Here is a 17,372-nt window from a genome sequence, read left to right as displayed (position 1 = left end):
TCTACGTTCGCTCTGCCTTTGTTCATCAAGACTGCGCCTAAATGATCGGCGTAGCCAAGTACAAATGTTCAAATTTCTGTCTATACTAGTTGGAGAATGGGGTGCCTGTTTCATGTTTCTACGGGATCTGCTCATGCCTTTGTTGCCAGTAACGGTTTCGGGGGATGACAGCATGGAGATTACGGGTTTGACAGCAGACTCGCGCCAGGTAAAGCCCGGCTACTTGTTTGTCTGTCTAACTGGATATACCGTGGATGGACATACGTTCGCGGCCCAGGCGGTGAAGAATGGTGCCGTCGCCGTGTTATCCGAACAAGATCTGGACGTGCCAGCGACTATTGTCAAAGTACCGGATACCCGGCGGGCAATGGCTATGCTGGCTGATCGTATTTTCGGATCTCCCACGAAAGAAGTAAAAGTCATTGGCGTAACCGGGACAAATGGCAAGACGACCACAACGCATCTGATCGACAAAATTTTGCGCGATCAAAGCAAGCAAACAGGCTTAATCGGAACGATCCATATGAAAATTGGAGACGTTACGGAGGAAGTCAAAAATACGACTCCAGATGCCATAGATTTGCAAAGAAGCTTTCGTCGCATGTGCGATGTAAACACAGACTATGCGATTATTGAGGTTTCCTCTCATGCATTGGAGCTGGGAAGAGTCCGCGGTTGCGAAATCCATACAGCGGTTTTTACCAACCTGACGCAGGATCACCTCGACTACCATAAAACGATGGAAAACTATCGCTACGCCAAATCATTATTGTTTTCCCAGCTGGGCAACGGCTATGACACAGACCGTCTAAAAACAGCTGTACTGAATGCCGATGATGAGGCGTCCGAATTATATGCCACCGTTACACCGGCGCGAGTCATTACATACGGCATCGATCAACCAGCAGATGTAAGGGCAAAACAAATCGAAATCACAAGTAAAGGAACTTCTTTTACAGTCGAAAGCTTCGCTGGCAGTGCGCGTCTGAACTTGAAGCTGATGGGAAAGTTCAATGTGTATAACGCTTTGGCAGCCATCGCGGTTACACTCGCAGAAGGTATTCCACTCGAAGCGATCAAGGCGAGCCTGGAAGAGGTAGCGGGCGTAAATGGGCGATTTGAAGCAGTAGATGCTGGTCAGCCGTTTGCGGTGCTCGTCGATTACTCCCACACACCAGACAGCTTGGAAAATGCATTAATGACTGTCAAGGAATTTGCCCGTGGCAACGTATTTTGCATTGTAGGCTGCGGAGGCGATAGGGATCGAACCAAACGCCCAATCATGGCGCAAATTGCAACGAAATATGCTGATCTGACCGTCTTAACATCAGATAATCCACGCTCGGAGGAGCCGCAGGCGATTCTCGATGACATGCTGGCTGGTTTGTCAGAAGTGGCACCTGATCGTTATACGGCACTGACAGACCGACGCGAAGCCATTGTCCATGCAGTTTCGCTTGCAAAGCCGGACGATGTGATCTTGATCGCTGGAAAAGGACACGAAACGTATCAAATTATTAAAGACCAGGTGTTGCCCTTCGATGACCGTGAAGTTGCGCGCGAAGCGATTGCCCGGTACAACCAAGAATAGAACAGATGCCACACACTGCATCGAAAGAAAGGAGGCTCGGGCATGTTCGTTGACAACGTCCTAATCGTCACGATCGTCGCTGCGTTTCTCATCGCCGTACTCATTGGCCCATTGTTTATTCCCTTCCTTCGCCGCCTGAAATTTGGGCAGGCAATTCGTGAGGAAGGACCGCAATCCCATTTTAAGAAGGCTGGAACTCCCACCATGGGAGGCACCATCATTCTTTTGGCACTCATATTTACCGTGTTGAAGTTTGCCAATGCGAAAATGGAAATTTACTTCCTGTTATTGGTGACCCTCGGATACGGTTTAATCGGGTTTTTGGATGATTTCATCAAAATCAAGAAAAAACGCAACCTCGGGTTGACTGCCAAACAGAAGTTTGCTGGTCAGATTGTCTTGGCAATCGGCGCTTATATTTTGCTGCTTATGATGGGGCATGACACGTCCATCCATCTGCCAGGTACACCGTGGAAGCTCGAGCTCGGCTATTTTTACTTCCCATTCCTGTTGTTCCTCTTGGTAGGTACAACGAATGCCGTTAACATCACAGATGGATTAGATGGACTATTGGCAGGGACGGGAGCGATTGCTTTTGGTGCTTATGCGATCATCGCATGGTTTGGTCAAGATTATGACACTGCTATTTTTAGTGCGGCTGTTGTAGGTGCGGTACTTGGTTTCCTCGTCTTCAATGCGCATCCGGCACGCGTCTTCATGGGTGATACGGGTTCACTTGGACTTGGTGGAGCGCTCGCGGGAATTGCAATCATGACCAAGACGGAATTACTTTTGGCTATTATCGGTGGGGTATTCGTTGTCGAGACGCTCTCTGTTATTATGCAGGTAGTCTCCTTTAAGACACGTGGAAAGCGTATTTTCCGTATGAGTCCCCTGCATCATCATTTTGAATTAACAGGCTGGTCAGAGTGGCGCGTGGTTGTCACGTTTTGGCTCGTCGGTATGTTCTTTGCTGGATTGGGTGTATACCTTGAGGTGGTGACAATCAGATGATGCGTTTTCATAATAAGCATGTCGTCGTTATTGGTATGGCAAAGAGCGGTGTCGCAGTGGCAAAACTGCTACACCGCTTTGGTGCTCATGTCGTCGTAAATGATAAAAAGCCACGTGAAGAAGCGGTCGGGGTAGAAGAGCTGGAATCGTTGGGGATTCCGGTCATTTGTGGTTATCATCCCGATGATCTCATTCATGAAGGCGTATCCCTTGTGGTCAAAAATCCGGGGATTCCGTATGAAGCAGCACCCGTCAAGCAGGCGCAGGCACTCGGTATTCCTGTTGTGACGGAGGTGGAGCTGGCCTCCCAGATTGCCAAGGCACCGATTATCGGCATTACAGGCTCCAATGGCAAGACCACGACTACGACGCTCGTCGGACTGATTTTCAAAGAAGCGGGTCTGGATGCGAAGGTAGGAGGCAACATTGGTACCGTATTGTGCGGCCTGGCGGAGGAAGCTGGTCCCGACGAATGGCTCGTTGCTGAATTGAGTAGCTTCCAACTGATGGGGACGAGAGAGTTCCGCCCGCATATCGGTGTTTTGCTCAATCTGTATCCTGCTCATTTGGATTACCATCACACCATGGAAGAGTATTTGGCAGCCAAACTGAAAATGTTTGCTAACCAAACGGCAGAAGACGCAGCTATTTTGCCATATGACCAACCAGAGATCGTAGAAAAATGCAAAGACCTCCCTGCATCCATCTACTACTTTAGCAAGAGTCAAGAGGTGCCAAAGGGAGCTTTTGTCAAGGATGGTTTGATCCTGTTTGCGGATGGGAATGGGAATACAGAGCCAATCGTTGCGATCGCGGATATTACCGTTCCTCATTTGGACAACGCACTGGCAGCGATTCTGGTTGCGAAGCTCGCAGGCGCGGACAAGCAATCGATTATACAAGTTCTTACTACCTTCCCAGGGGTAGAGCACCGGATGGAGTTCGTGGACTCGATTCGCGGTGTCAAATACTTCAATGATTCAAAAGCGACCAACCCGGAAGCGGCATCGCGCGCTTTGCAAGCGTGCAAGGAGCCGGTCGTATGGATTTGCGGTGGGCTGGATCGTGGTGTTGATTTTCGGGAACTGCTGCCAGTGATCCAAGGTCGGGTAAAAGCAGTCATCGCTCTCGGGCAAACGGCTCCGATTTTACTGGAACGTGCGCAGGAAGCAGGGATTAATGAGCGGATCCATGTCGATACTGTGGAAAAAGCCGTTCTTGCTGCTTCCCAGTTGGCCGAATCAGGTGATGTGGTCTTACTGAGCCCTGCTTGTGCGAGTTGGGACATGTTTCCTTCGTTTGAGACAAGGGGGAGCATGTTTAAGGACGGCGTGCATAGACTTAAAACAAGCCTAGCATAACGTCCCACTGGTATCATCACGAATATGACAAAAGCGGGACGGCATGAGAAAGGATGACCTGGCACAATGAGCAAGGTACGCTCTGCCCCCGACTTCGTAATTATTTTTGCAACACTTTTTTTATTGGGAATTGGCATCGTGATGGTGTATAGCGCCAGCGCGATCGTGGCGCAAAAGCCGCCGTTTTCCGATCCGTATTTTTTCGCCAAGCGGCAACTGATCTTCGCTCTGTTAGGGATTACATCCATGTACATTACGATGAATATCGATTACTGGGTGTGGAAGCAATGGGCCAAGCCAGGGTATTTGGTAAGCATCGGTCTGTTGATTTTGGTTTTGATTATCGGGATCGAAGTAAATGGCTCGAAAAGCTGGCTTGGTTTCGGTGCTTTTGGAATTCAACCAGGGGAATTTGCGAAACTGGGCGTCGTTGCATTTCTGGCGAAGTGGCTCTCAGATAATCAGAAGCAAATTGTCTTATTCCGAAAAGGTCTTCTGCCTGCCTTGGGAATTCCCGTTCTGTGTTTTGGTTTGATCATGCTGCAACCGGATTTGGGAACCGGGACGGTTTTGATGGGAACCGCCGTCGTTATGATTTTTGCGTCAGGTGCGCGGATTAGTCATTTTGTCGGTTTGGGAATGATCGGAGTTGTTGGCTTCATCGGCTTGGTTTTGTCAGCGCCTTATCGAATCAAAAGGATTACGTCCTTCCTCGATCCGTGGTCTGATCCGCTCAATACGGGCTATCAAATCATCCAATCTCTTTACGCAATAGGTCCCGGCGGTTTGTTGGGTCTTGGCCTTGGACAAAGCAGACAGAAGCATCTGTACTTGCCTGAGCCTTACAATGATTTTATTTTCTCGATTGTCGCGGAGGAGCTGGGCTTTATCGGAGGCACGCTCATTCTCCTGCTATTTCTCCTCTTGTTGTGGAGGGGAATGCGAACGGCAATTACGGCTCCAGATTTGTTCGGAAGCCTGCTTGCGCTAGGGATCATTGGCATGATTGCCATCCAGGTTGTCATCAATATTGGTGTTGTGACAGGAATGTTTCCGGTGACTGGAATCACGTTGCCGTTCCTAAGCTACGGTGGTTCTTCGCTGACACTGATGCTCACAGGTGTAGGTGTCTTGTTGAACATCTCTCGTTTTTCTCGATAACAGAAACCTCAACAGGAGTACGCAATAAGAATGTAAAGCAGCCTATTGCTACTCCTTCTCAAAAAAGGGTGTGAACGTAATGCGTGTCGTCTTAACAGGCGGTGGCACAGGTGGACATATTTATCCGGCGCTTGCGGTGGCGAGGGAGGTTTCTCGTCAATATCCGCAGGCTGCCTTTTTGTATATTGGCAGTAAAAAAGGCTTGGAAGCAGGTTTGGTTCCGCGATCCAATATTCCTTTCCAATCCGTAGAAATTAGCGGATTGAAACGCAAGCTGTCGTTGGACAACTTGAAGACCTTGTGGAAATTCGTCCGGGCTGTTGGGGATGCCAAGAAAATGCTGCGCGAGTTCAAACCGGATGTCGTAATTGGTACGGGTGGCTACGTATGTGGTCCAGTCGTATATGCAGCTTCGCGCTTGGGGATTCCAACGTTGATCCATGAGCAAAACGTAGTGCCGGGCTTGACCAACAAGTTCCTTTCTCGCTCAGTTACTCGGGTGGCCGTTTCGTTCAAAGAATCGCTCGCCCATTTTCCCCCGTCTAAAACGGTACTGACCGGAAATCCACGTGCAACGGAAGTTATGCACGGTAATGCCGAGGTGGGTCGAAGCTTTTTGGGTGTGGACAATAGCAAAAAAATCGTGCTGATCTTTGGTGGCAGCAGGGGAGCGCGTGCAATCAATGAGGCAGTGCTTTCGGTTGTTACGCAGTTAGGTAAATACACCGATACTCATTTTGTATATGTGACGGGCGATGTTCATTTTGAGGCGATTTCGGCACAGCTTGGTGAACGAGGAACACTTCCAAGTAACATTTCTGTGCTTCCGTTCGTCCATAATATGCCGGATGTTTTAGCAGCGACGCATGTATTGGTTGGTCGCGCAGGAGCATCTACCTTGGCAGAAATAACGGCACTAGGTGTGCCTTCAATCTTGATTCCGTCCCCGTACGTCACGAACAACCATCAAGAGAAAAATGCAAGGGGATTGGAGCGCGTAGGGGCCGCTCATGTTATCGTTGAGCGTGACCTTACCGGAGAGAGCTTGCTACTTTCCTTGGAAAATATCCTTACCAATCCAGCGAAATGGGAAGAGATGAAAAATAGTTCACTTTCCTTGGGTATGCCGCAAGCAGCGACGGAGATCGTTCGTCAATTAGAGGCGATGACACGAAAAAAATGATCAGATAGGCGATTGTCACGCCGATCTGGGCGAAAGCATAGTATGGAGCAAACACGTGAGAAGACTAGGTCCGACCTAGCAAACGTATCAGGAGGTTCACAAATGAAAAAAATCGCAGATGAGCTCATGCAAGCAGGAATCGAAAAAGTGTGGACCGATGAACCCCTTGCTAATCATACAACGTGGCGGATCGGGGGTCCTGCTGATTTGTTAATCCAACCCAAGGATAAAGCATCCTTGCAAAAGGCCTTGCAGATCATCCATCGTCATGAAATTCCTTGGAGTGTAATCGGGCGCGGTTCAAACCTTCTGGTGAGGGACAGAGGGATACGTGGAGCCGTGCTTAAAGTGGCCGAGGGCTTGAGCCACTGTGAGTTCAGGGGCGAAGAGGTGTGTGTGGGTGCCGGATATTCCATGATCCGCCTGGCGGTGGAGACAGGCAAGATGGGATTAACAGGTATGGAGTTTGCAGGAGGGATTCCTGGTACGGTAGGCGGCGCCGTCTATATGAATGCGGGGGCACACGGATCTGATCTTTCACGTATTCTTATTGAGGCCGAGGTCCTTTTCGAAAACGGCGAAAGTAAAGTGTTGAGTAATGAGGAACTGAGCTTTAGCTACCGGACTTCTCTTTTGCAAAAGCAAAAAGGGATCGTGCTAGAGGCCCGTTTTCAATTGAGGACGGGCGACCGCAAGGAGATTGCGGCCACACTCGCTGTCAATAAGGAACGACGGCGCAATACGCAGCCATTGCAGATGCCGTGTGCTGGCAGTGTGTTCCGAAATCCGCCTAATGACCACGCAGGTCGCCTGATTGAAGCAGCTGGGCTGAAGGGCTATCAGATCGGAGGAGCTCAGGTTTCAGAAAAACACTCCAACTTCATCGTGAATTGCGGAGGAGCAACGGCTGCCGACGTCCTCACCTTGATTAATCACGTTCGGAGCACGATTCTCGAGAAAAATGGGATTGACCTGCATCCGGAAGTCCTGGTGGTGGGCGAGGGGTAACACGGAGGTGAAAGTTTGGAGACTTTTGCGATCGAAGGCGGAAGACCTCTGTCCGGTTCGCTTCGGATCCAAGGTGCTAAGAACGCTGCTCTTCCCATTCTTGCCGCTGCTGTGCTCGCGGAAGGGCAATTCTATATCTATGACGTCCCCCATCTAAAAGACATTAAGGTCATGCTCGAAATCTTGACGTTGCTTGGGGCGAATACGAAGCATGAGGACGGATGTGTCGATCTGGATACAACGTCTGTCTGTGTCCCGCAGGTGCCGGATGATTTAATGAGCCAAATGCGATCTTCGATTTTTTTGGCGGGACCACTCCTGGCACGTCTGGGTGAGGTCACGATTTCCAGGCCAGGTGGATGTGACATTGGAGAGCGCAGGATTGACTTGCATTTGGCTGGATTGACAGCGCTAGGAGCCAAAATTGAAGAATCGGAAGGTTACATTACATTTCGGGCCAAACAATTGCGTGGGTCCAATATCTTTCTTTCCTTCCCCAGTGTGGGCGCGACGGAAAATATCATGATGGCGGCTGTGCTGGCAAAAGGCACTACCCGAATTTGTAATGCAGCACGTGAGCCGGAAATCATCGACCTCCAGAATTTCCTGAATGCAATGGGAGCAAGGATCAGAGGGGCGGGCACCGATACGATTGAGATCAGTGGTGTACCTCGTTTGCGTTCCGTCAGTTACCGGATCATACCGGACAGGATTGTGACAGGAACTTATCTGCTGGCTGTCGGTATTTCACAGGGACATATCGAATTGACCAATACACTGCCTGAGCAATTGATGGCATTGATTGAGGTCGCCCGTAGCTGCGGTGTTGAAATCAAGACCCGCCATGATATAATGGAAATCAAAAGCACCTCCCGTCCACGTGCCTACGACCGGATCATCACCTCGCCATATCCCGGGTTTCCGACCGATTTGCAGGCGCAGCTGATGGTGTTTCTGTCACAGGCTAGGGGAACGAGTGTCATTAAAGAGACCATTTTTGAAGGAAGATTCAAACATGTGAATGAATTGGCGCGAATGGGCGCCTCTATATACGTTGATCTTGGCTCCGCAATTATTCGGGGTGTCAATAAATTGACCGCTACGAATGTCGAAGCTACTGATCTTCGAGCAGGTGCTGCCTTAGTCCTCGCGGGGCTTGCTGCAGAAGGTATTACCACGGTGAACCAGATCCATCATATTGATCGTGGATACGATCGGCTGGAAGAGCAGTTGCGTCAATTAGGAGCCGATATATCACGAGTATCGATGTAACCGAGGGAGAGTGGGCGGCATAATGTTATGCCGCTTTCCCTGTTTTGTTAAATGACATTTATTCGAAGGACATCCAGTAATTTACTTTGCTCTGGGCAATGAGCCTAAAAAACAAGAGGAAGGGTACGGCCATGGCGGTATATGAGGAACGCATTCCGCAAGTCAAGCAACAACGCCCCAGAAGAAGGGGCAACCGCAAACTGGTCTTTCTGCTGGTATTGTTTTTTCTTACCATTCTCATCATCGTTTTTATCCGTTCCCCTTACAGTAAGGTGCAAGAGATTCGAGTGACTGGTAATGATATTTATACGGCAGAGCAAGTCATTACAGAATCTGGCCTAATGAAGGACATGCAGTTTCTAAACGTATGGGAGAACAGTGTACGAAATAACTTGAAACCATTAGAGGCCATTAAAGATGTGACGGTGAGCCGTTCTTTCCCCGGGTTGATCACGCTACATATAACCGAACAAAAGCGCGTCGCTTTTTGGAGTGGGCAGGACGGAAGCCGCTATGCCTTACTGGACAATGGCTATGTGCTCAAACAGGTTAATTTCGCCAAGCGCGTAGTGGACAGGCCATTGATTAGCTCGTGGGCCTCACCGGAGCTCCTTCCCCATCTCGCCAAGTCGCTATCGAAATTATCGCCAAATGTACTTGCGGAGATTTCAGATATTACATTGACGCCGACGGTTTACGACAAGCAACGCATAACGCTGTACATGCGCGACGGGAATGAAGTAAGAAGCGTCATCTACAAGCTGGACAAGATGATGAACTGGTACCCGGCGATCATGAAACAATTGCCGCCAGATACAAAAGGGGTGCTCTCTTTGTTTGAGCAACCGTGGTTTATTCCGTACGGGGCTCAAGGGGCTATTCCTATACAGGAAGGGCAAGAGCAGCCACAGCAGCCACAGCAGTAAATGAAAAAGGGGAAAGTAGACATGAGTCGTCGTCGCAAATTTCATTTGTATTTAACCATCGTGACGTTATCTACCGGCTTTCTAGTGGCCACTTCCTTCGAAACGAACAAGCTTACCCGCAAAGAACGGATGAATGATCAGCTGTTCCAACAGGAAACGCAATTGAATGACCGGATTTTGGCTGAAAAGGAGCAAAATCGGCATCTGGAAAATCAACTGCTCGATTTGCAACGTCAGGTGGGAAAAGTGGAAGAGGCGATGGCGGAGCGCAAATCGGAGGCTGCTGAAACACTCAGTCAACTGGATGCAGCGCGGATGCTAGCAGGGGTAGTAGCTGTCGAAGGGCCAGGTATTGTCATAACGATGCAGGATAGCCAGAATGCAGCGAACAGCACAGACATCGCAAACTACATCGTGCATGAGCAGGACGTACGCCTGGTCGTAAATGAACTGCGTGCAGCAGGAGCAGAGGCCATCAGCATTAACGGGCAGCGTGTGGTAAGCAATTCCGAAATTCGTTGCATTGGACCAACGATTATCGTAAACGGCATCAAATCGGCCGCTCCATTCGTGGTAACAGCGATAGGGAATCCCGACACACTAGACAGTGCTTTGAATTTACCGGGAGGTGTTTTACACTCCTTGCAAGATTTTGTACAAATAAGCATAGCCAAAAAAGAGCGGGTCGAACTACCTGCCTTTGTTGGTGACGCGAAAACGAAACACTCCTAAATAAAAGGATGCGTTTACCTATGTTACAAAAAAGCCGTAAAATCACATTTATTCTTGCCATCATTAGTGCTATCATAGGTGTGATGTTGACTGTGCAATTACGAAGCAGTCTTCATCCTGTTCATAAAGAGTCTCGCAGCATCGCGGAACTTCGGACCACGTTGCAAAAAGAACTGGAGAAACACAAAAACCTGCTCGCAGACATTTCAAAGTATAATCAGCTGTACTACCAATACGAAACCTCACTCAGTGAAGATGAAAGTATCTCCGTTATGAAAGAGGAGTTGGCACGGACTCGCCGAATGGCTGGAATGGTAGGGATGGAGGGAGAAGGCATCGTTATTGATGTTGTCGATGCCCATACACCTGCAGAACCAGTTGGGGATGGACATATGCCTGTGCCTGTTGTAGGAGACTATACGATTGACGATGAAGATTTGCGCTGGTTGGTAAATATCCTGTTTGCAAACGGAGCACAAGCTGTTTCTATTAATGGCCATCGACTGATTGCTACCACTGCGATCCGCAATGTGGGAGACGTCATCCAAATCGATACCAGGACGATCAGGGCTCCGTATGAGATAAAAGCATTGGGGGAGCCTGAAGTATTGTTGTCCGCATTGAAGCTGGAGGGCGTAGAGGAAAACTTCCAGCTGGCGAATAAAAAGGTGCTGGCAGAAAAACGGGACAAGCTGATGATTTCAGCGAATAATGAAACTCGTGTCATTCAATTTATGAAACCTGTAAAACAAAAAGGAGATTCGTAACCATGTGGCTCCCGCTTATCGGACTGATTGTCGGTCTTGTTGTCGGCTTCCTACTGGATTGGCGTGTGCCCCAGGAGTATAGCAGCTATCTATCAATAGCCCTCTTGGCTGGATTGGATACGATCTTTGGGGGGATTCGTTCGTTTTTAGAGCGTACTTTTAACGTTCGTATTTTCATGTCTGGATTCTTTTTCAACACACTTTTTGCAGCAGGCTTGGCCTTCATTGGAGGGTACTTGGGGATTGATCTGTATTTGGCTGCGATCGTGGCTTTCGGGGTCCGTTTGTTCAACAATCTCGCTGTCATTAGGAGAATTGTTCTATCCAAATGGATCAATCAGCAAGAATAACGCGAAGAAAAATGGGAAGATGGTCATTTTTTTGCAAAAAATCAATAAGAAAAAAAGGGAATGGTTGTCCTGTGTGGAATAATTTATGCAGGTGTTCTCACTTTAGCAAGAAAAAAGACGTAGCAGGGGAGGTGTCACAGGTTTGGTAAGCAATGAACTCATAGTCAGCCTAGACATTGGAACATCCAAAGTACGCGTCATGATCGGCGAGATCAACAATGGTTCCATCAACATCATCGGCGTCGGACAATCACACTCAGAAGGAATCAAGAAGGGCGTGATTGTAGACATCGACCAAACCGTGCATGCCATCCGGGAAGCGGTTGATCATGCGGAACGCATGGTTGGCGTTTCAATCGAAGAAGTGTATGTTGGGATCACTGGAAACCATATCGATCTGCATGAAACCCAAGGGGTTGTCGCTGTATCCAGCGAAGACCGTGAGATACGAGAAGAAGATATTCAACGCGTAATTCAGGCAGCGAAGGTCGTGGCTATTCCTCCAGACCGTGAAATCATCGAGGTAGTCCCAAAGGAGTACATCGTTGATGGACAAGGGAGCATTAAGGACCCTCGTGGGATGATTGGTGTCCGACTGGAAATGGAAGGGACCATTGTGACCGGGTTGAAAACGGTCGTACATAACATCGTTCGCTGTGCTCAACGAACTAATCTGCGTGTAGCTGGAATATTCTTGCAACCGCTTGCGGCTAGCACTGTTGCTCTATCAAAAGATGACAAAAATATGGGTGTCGTTCTTGTCGACATCGGTGCGGGTTCTACCACGATCGGTGTATTCGAGCAAGGGAAACTGGCAGCGACCACCGTGATCGGCATCGGTGGCGACCACATTACGAGCGATATTTCACTCGGACTGCGAACGCATACAGATGTGGCAGATCGTGTGAAAACCAAAAACGGCTGTGCCCTTATTGACGAAGCATCCGAAGATGTGAAGTTCAAGGTGAACCGGATTGGCAGTGAAGTTGAAAAGCAATTTACGCAAGTGGATTTGGCCAATATTATCGAGCCGCGCGCTGCGGAAATATTCCAATTAGTCGAGGATGCTGTATACAAATTGGGCTATCGCGACGAAATTGCAGGTGGCTATGTTCTTACGGGTGGTACCGTAGCTATGCCGGGCATGTTGGAATTGGCAAAAGAAGAATTGGACGCACCTGTTCGAATTGCGATTCCTGATTACATCGGAGTGCGAGATCCTGCCTACACCACCGGGGTAGGTTTGATTCAATATGCCTTGCAGTTGATGGAGCGCCGCAGCATTCGCGTCACCCCCTCATTCAAGGGCACTCAGAAGCAAACCGTCTCGTCTAAGCCAAAAGAAGGCGGCGGTTTGATGGAAAAAGTAAAAAACTGGTTTAGCGAATTTATTTAATGGAGTTCGCTTTATCGAGCTTAACTACAAGGACGAAGACGGGTATCGATTCGTTCCATTGTGTTTAGTTGACAGGCTTCTGTAGCCACGAAGTTTTCTTATGTTGAAGTTGGGGAGGACTAGCAATATGCTGGAATTTGATATGGACTTGGAATCCTTTGCACGAATTAAAGTTATTGGTTGCGGGGGCGGAGGTAGCAACGCAGTAAACCGCATGATCGCCGGTGGAGTAAAGGGTGTAGAATTCATCACCTTGAACACTGACGCGCAAGCACTTCAGCTCTCCAGTGCAGATATCAAGCTGCAAATCGGGGAAAAATTGACACGTGGACTGGGAGCAGGTGCGAATCCTGAGATCGGTAAAAAAGCGGCGGAAGAAAGCCGTGATTTGATTGAGAACGCTTTGCGTGGAGCTGACATGGTATTCGTAACTGCCGGTATGGGTGGAGGTACGGGTACAGGTGCAGCACCTGTTGTTGCAGAGATCGCCAAAGAAATGGGTGCTCTTACAGTTGGTGTAGTAACTCGTCCGTTCTCTTTCGAGGGTCGCAGACGTTCCCAGCACGGTGAGATCGGTATCGCTGCTCTGAAAGAAAAAGTAGACACACTGATCGTGATTCCTAACGACCGTCTTTTGGAAATCGTTGATAAAAATACGCCAATGCTCGAAGCATTCCGCGAAGTTGACAACGTACTGCGACAAGGGGTTCAAGGTATTTCCGATCTGATTGCGGTACCTGGACTGATCAACTTGGACTTCGCTGACGTGAAGACGATCATGACTGAGCGCGGCTCTGCTCTCATGGGTATCGGTGTAAGCAGTGGCGAAAATCGTGCGGCTGAAGCTGCACGTCGGGCTATTTCCAGCCCACTTCTCGAGACTGCGATTGATGGTGCACGCGGTGTTCTCATGAACATCACTGGCGGGACCAACCTGAGCCTGTACGAAGTAAACGAAGCAGCCGACATCGTATCTTCTGCATCTGACCCAGATGTTAACATGATTTTTGGTGCGGTGATTAACGAGGATCTGAAAAATGAATTGGTAGTGACCGTAATTGCTACAGGCTTCGAGCATAGTCAACGCGCGGCGGAAGCTCCGCGCCGTCAACAACAGCCGATCAACACGCCTGGCAATCGTCCGACACCAGTTTCCAATACGAATAACAGCCGTGCGAAGGAAGAAGAGGAAGACAAGTCCTTCTTCTCCATGGGTAACCTGGATAATCTGGATATTCCAGCATTCCTGCGCAATCGTCGCCGCAACAAAAACTAAAGTGATAAATGACTGTCAAAAGCCTTGTTCCCGTCAGTGGGGACAAGGCTTTTTTTCGTTGATTAGATGAAAAATGTTAGACAAAAAAACCAAAAAAACACCGTCAAGAATTGACAGACTTTACATACACATTGATATATACTGCTTTTACTGATAGAAGTCGTCCTACTATTTACCATTTTTGCTAGGACACATGCTTGCTGCCAAGTCGGTCAAAAGATGAGGGGGAAAGCAAGTGGTTGTGTATCTTGATATCATTCTACTCCTGAATGTGGCTATTGATACCTTGTTACTCTGGTTTACTGCTTATTTTCGCAAAGAGCGCATGGTGTGGTGGAGAATGATACTCGCCTCTCTGTTTGGCTCCGCGTATCTGGTCTTTTTCTTTTTTCCTGTGTTTTCTTCCATGTACCAATGGTGGGTCAAACTACTCTTTTCTGTCATCATGCTGTGGATTGCTTTTGGGAACAGGAGGTTGTTGTCCTTTGCGCAAAACTTGATCATTTTTTACTTCGTCGCATTTGTGTTCGGAGGGGGAGTGTTTGGGCTACAGTATTTTTTGGCACCGCAGAGTGAAATTGTCAATGGACTGGTTGTCACGCATAATGATGGGTTTGGCGTCGGATTCAAGCCTACTTTGGGGATTGTCCTGGTCGGTTTTATCCTGATCTTTTTCCTCGGGAAAAGGAGCTACCGTGCAATCCAGGAGCCACGAAGAATCGAAACCTTTCTTGTCGATGTCGTCGTCACGCTAGCAGGGGAAAAAGTCATTTGCCGTGGACTTGTGGACACAGGAAACCAGCTCCACGAGCCGATTACACGCATACCCGTCATGATTATAGAAAATCGCATGTTCGCACATTTGCTTCCGCCGTCGCTTCTCCGACAAGCCGATGAAAACGGTGGAGTGTGGGAGAAGCTGGACGGATCTTGGGACCATTTGCCGCTGGAATGGCAGTCTCGGGTACGCTTGATCCCGTATCGTAGTGTGTCAAGAGGAATGGATTTTTTACTCGCAATCAAGCCAGACCGTGTCATGGTCGTGCAAGACGGGATTCGTTTTGAAACAGAACGGGTGCTAATCGGGCTTAACCCGATCCCCTTGGCTGCTGATGGCAAGTATCAGGCCATCGTGCACCCAGCCATGATGGAAACTTATACAGAGGAATCAACCTTTATTCTCAAACAGGAGGGCTAATCATGTATGTAAAACTTCGCCTACAACTCCAATTGACCTGGTACCGAATCTTGCTCTGGCTTGGTGTACGCGCCGAAGAAGTCTATTATATTGGCGGGAGTGAAGCATTGCCTCCACCGTTGACCAGAGAAGAAGAGGAGCTGCTGCTCGGACGACTGCCGTCTGGTGATCCGGCTGTCCGCGGTATATTGATTGAACGCAATCTTCGTCTGGTCGTTTACATCGCCCGCAAGTTTGAGAATACGGGAATTAACATTGAGGACTTGGTTAGCATAGGCACCATCGGCTTGATCAAGGCAGTGAATACCTTTGATCCAGACAAGAACATCAAGCTGGCAACGTATGCTTCTCGTTGTATCGAAAACGAAATCCTCATGTATCTTCGCCGAAATAATAAAATTCGTTCAGAGGTATCTTTTGATGAACCCCTTAACATTGACTGGGATGGCAATGAGCTGTTGCTCTCAGATGTTCTGGGTACGGAAAATGACACGATTTATAAAAACATCGAGGACCAAGTGGATCGAAAGCTGCTGAAAAAAGCACTGGATAAACTGTCTGACCGCGAGAGAATTATCATGGAGCTGCGCTTCGGCTTGGCGGGAGAAGAGGAAAAGACACAAAAGGATGTAGCTGATTTGTTGGGAATCTCACAGTCGTATATTTCGCGTTTGGAAAAGCGAATTATAAAACGGTTGCGAAAAGAATTCAACAAGATGGTCTAACGCATATTTTCCCAGCTTGGGGGGATACTGTTCCTAAACCGAAACAGATGGTGGTTTTTGCCACCTTCTTGGTCGGCTACGCGTCAGTTACGCGGCCTTTCAAGACAACCGGGTTAGGGACTTTTTTCTTGCTTCGAGGAGGGAAAGACGTGACGCGCAATAAGGTAGAGATATGCGGGGTAGATACCTCCAAGCTTCCGGTGTTGACAAACAAAGAGATGCGGGAATTGTTTGAGCGCCTGCAAAGTGGGGAGCTGGCGGCTCGCGAGAAGCTGGTCAACGGCAACTTGCGATTGGTGCTTAGCGTAATCCAACGGTTCAACAATCGCGGAGAGTTCGTGGATGACTTGTTTCAAGTGGGCTGCATCGGGTTGATGAAAGCGATCGACAACTTTGATCTCGGGCAAAATGTGAAGTTTTCCACGTATGCCGTACCGATGATCATCGGAGAAATTCGCCGCTATTTACGGGATAACAATCCGATTCGTGTTTCCCGCTCTTTGCGAGACATCGCGTACAAGGCCTTGCAGGTGCGTGACAATTTGACCAACAAACATTCGCGAGAGCCTACCATTATCGAGATTTCTCAGGAATTGAACGTAGCCAAAGAAGATGTCGTGTTTGCACTCGATGCGATCCAAGATCCGGTTTCATTGTTTGAACCGATTTATCAGGATGGTGGCGATCCGATTTACGTCATGGATCAGATTAGTGACGAGAAGAACAAAGATGTCACGTGGGTAGAGGAAATTGCACTTCGTGAGGGAATGCAGCGGCTAGGTGACCGAGAAAAAATGATATTATCCATGCGCTTTTACGAAGGAAAAACGCAGATGGAAGTAGCAGAGGAAATCGGTATCTCACAGGCACAGGTCTCCCGATTAGAAAAAGCGGCAATTGCCCATATGCAAAAGCACGTTCAATCGTAATGAGAAACGACATAGGTGACCCGGCGGTCTTGTACCGTTCGGGTTTTTTGTACGAGCGGAAACGTTTGATTTCTATCGCCTTACTTTTTGGCAAAGAAGCGGACATATTCTTATTTGGACTCATATACTGAAAGTAACGGAGAAAAGAAGGTGAGGAAGAATGGTAAAAATCTCTGACTTCCAGACCAAAGAAGTGGTAAATATTCTCGATGGGAAACGGCTTGGGCAAATTTCAGATTTGGAGATCGATCTGCGTCACGGGCGCGTAGAGGCTATCGTCGTACCGGGACCAGGAAAATTTCTCGGCTTCTTTTCTGCCGGGAACGATTATGTCATTCCTTGGCGCAATATTGTGAAGATCGGGAAAGATGTGGTTCTTGTTCGGATGGAAGAAGCACTTAAAGTTGAAGTAAAAACTTCAGGCGGAGATGAATACTAACGTGAAAGGGAGAAAGGCACGGATAGCCTTTCTTTTCTTTTCGG

17 protein-coding genes are annotated in these 17,372 nt (G+C 48.5%); all 17 read left to right on the top strand.

From position 1 onward, the window contains the following. Positions 1–112: 112 nt before the first annotated feature. Positions 113–1,591 (top strand): UDP-N-acetylmuramoyl-L-alanyl-D-glutamate--2,6-diaminopimelate ligase, encoded by a 1,479-nt coding sequence (locus HP570_RS03970; protein WP_173624952.1) that lies wholly within the window; start codon positions 113–115, stop codon positions 1,589–1,591. A gap of 42 nt (positions 1,592–1,633) precedes the next feature. Then, complete coding sequence (gene mraY / locus HP570_RS03965) at positions 1,634–2,605, top strand: phospho-N-acetylmuramoyl-pentapeptide-transferase (protein ID WP_015892099.1); 972 nt, start codon at positions 1,634–1,636, stop codon at positions 2,603–2,605. Continuing rightward, complete coding sequence (murD, locus tag HP570_RS03960) at positions 2,602–3,966, top strand: UDP-N-acetylmuramoyl-L-alanine--D-glutamate ligase (RefSeq protein WP_173624951.1); 1,365 nt, start codon at positions 2,602–2,604, stop codon at positions 3,964–3,966. Before mraY ends, murD begins: the two co-directional genes overlap by 4 nt. Before the next feature lie 66 nt (positions 3,967–4,032). Then, positions 4,033–5,127 (top strand): stage V sporulation protein E, encoded by a 1,095-nt coding sequence (gene spoVE, locus HP570_RS03955; protein WP_015892097.1) that lies wholly within the window; start codon positions 4,033–4,035, stop codon positions 5,125–5,127. Between the two features lie 79 nt (positions 5,128–5,206). Then, the gene (murG, locus tag HP570_RS03950; RefSeq protein ID WP_173624950.1) at positions 5,207–6,310 is read left to right on the top strand and encodes an undecaprenyldiphospho-muramoylpentapeptide beta-N-acetylglucosaminyltransferase; all 1,104 of its coding nucleotides are present in this window, start codon (positions 5,207–5,209) and stop codon (positions 6,308–6,310) included. A 102-nt stretch (positions 6,311–6,412) separates the two neighbouring features. Continuing rightward, positions 6,413–7,318 carry a UDP-N-acetylmuramate dehydrogenase gene (gene murB / locus HP570_RS03945; protein ID WP_173624949.1) on the top strand — a complete coding sequence of 302 codons (906 nt, stop codon included), beginning with the start codon at positions 6,413–6,415 and terminating at the stop codon, positions 7,316–7,318. Between the two features lie 15 nt (positions 7,319–7,333). Beyond that, a complete protein-coding gene (gene murA / locus HP570_RS03940; protein ID WP_015892094.1) occupies positions 7,334–8,590 on the top strand; it encodes a UDP-N-acetylglucosamine 1-carboxyvinyltransferase in 1,257 nt (418 codons plus the stop codon). A gap of 131 nt (positions 8,591–8,721) precedes the next feature. Next, on the top strand, positions 8,722–9,516 hold the full coding sequence (locus HP570_RS03935) for a cell division protein FtsQ/DivIB (RefSeq protein WP_173624948.1): 795 nt from the start codon (positions 8,722–8,724) through the stop codon (positions 9,514–9,516). 21 nt (positions 9,517–9,537) lie between these two features. Continuing rightward, on the top strand, positions 9,538–10,248 hold the full coding sequence (locus HP570_RS03930; protein ID WP_173624947.1) for a DUF881 domain-containing protein: 711 nt from the start codon (positions 9,538–9,540) through the stop codon (positions 10,246–10,248). 20 nt (positions 10,249–10,268) lie between these two features. Further along, the gene (locus HP570_RS03925) at positions 10,269–11,015 is read left to right on the top strand and encodes a DUF881 domain-containing protein (protein WP_015892091.1); all 747 of its coding nucleotides are present in this window, start codon (positions 10,269–10,271) and stop codon (positions 11,013–11,015) included. A 2-nt stretch (positions 11,016–11,017) separates the two neighbouring features. Further along, a complete protein-coding gene (locus HP570_RS03920) occupies positions 11,018–11,365 on the top strand; it encodes a small basic family protein (RefSeq protein WP_015892090.1) in 348 nt (115 codons plus the stop codon). A gap of 142 nt (positions 11,366–11,507) precedes the next feature. Then, on the top strand, positions 11,508–12,761 hold the full coding sequence (gene ftsA, locus HP570_RS03915) for a cell division protein FtsA (RefSeq protein ID WP_015892089.1): 1,254 nt from the start codon (positions 11,508–11,510) through the stop codon (positions 12,759–12,761). Positions 12,762–12,888: 127 nt separating this feature from the next. Beyond that, on the top strand, positions 12,889–14,037 hold the full coding sequence (ftsZ, locus tag HP570_RS03910) for a cell division protein FtsZ (RefSeq protein WP_015892088.1): 1,149 nt from the start codon (positions 12,889–12,891) through the stop codon (positions 14,035–14,037). 235 nt (positions 14,038–14,272) lie between these two features. Next, entirely contained in the window at positions 14,273–15,235 is a 963-nt protein-coding gene (spoIIGA, locus tag HP570_RS03905) for a sigma-E processing peptidase SpoIIGA (RefSeq protein WP_173624946.1), read from the top strand. Positions 15,236–15,237: 2 nt separating this feature from the next. Further along, the gene (gene sigE, locus HP570_RS03900; protein ID WP_173624945.1) at positions 15,238–15,960 is read left to right on the top strand and encodes an RNA polymerase sporulation sigma factor SigE; all 723 of its coding nucleotides are present in this window, start codon (positions 15,238–15,240) and stop codon (positions 15,958–15,960) included. Positions 15,961–16,109: 149 nt separating this feature from the next. Continuing rightward, a complete protein-coding gene (gene sigG, locus HP570_RS03895; protein ID WP_007717728.1) occupies positions 16,110–16,889 on the top strand; it encodes an RNA polymerase sporulation sigma factor SigG in 780 nt (259 codons plus the stop codon). 160 nt (positions 16,890–17,049) lie between these two features. Further along, positions 17,050–17,328, top strand: a complete 279-nt coding sequence (locus HP570_RS03890; protein ID WP_015892085.1) for a YlmC/YmxH family sporulation protein — start codon at positions 17,050–17,052, stop codon at positions 17,326–17,328. Positions 17,329–17,372 lie beyond the last annotated feature (44 nt).

This window comes from Brevibacillus sp. RS1.1 (assembly GCF_013284365.1).
Lineage (GTDB): Bacteria > Bacillota > Bacilli > Brevibacillales > Brevibacillaceae > Brevibacillus > Brevibacillus brevis_D.
The sequence above is the reverse complement of the archived record's forward strand: the minus strand, read 5'-3'. Positions and strand labels throughout refer to the sequence as shown.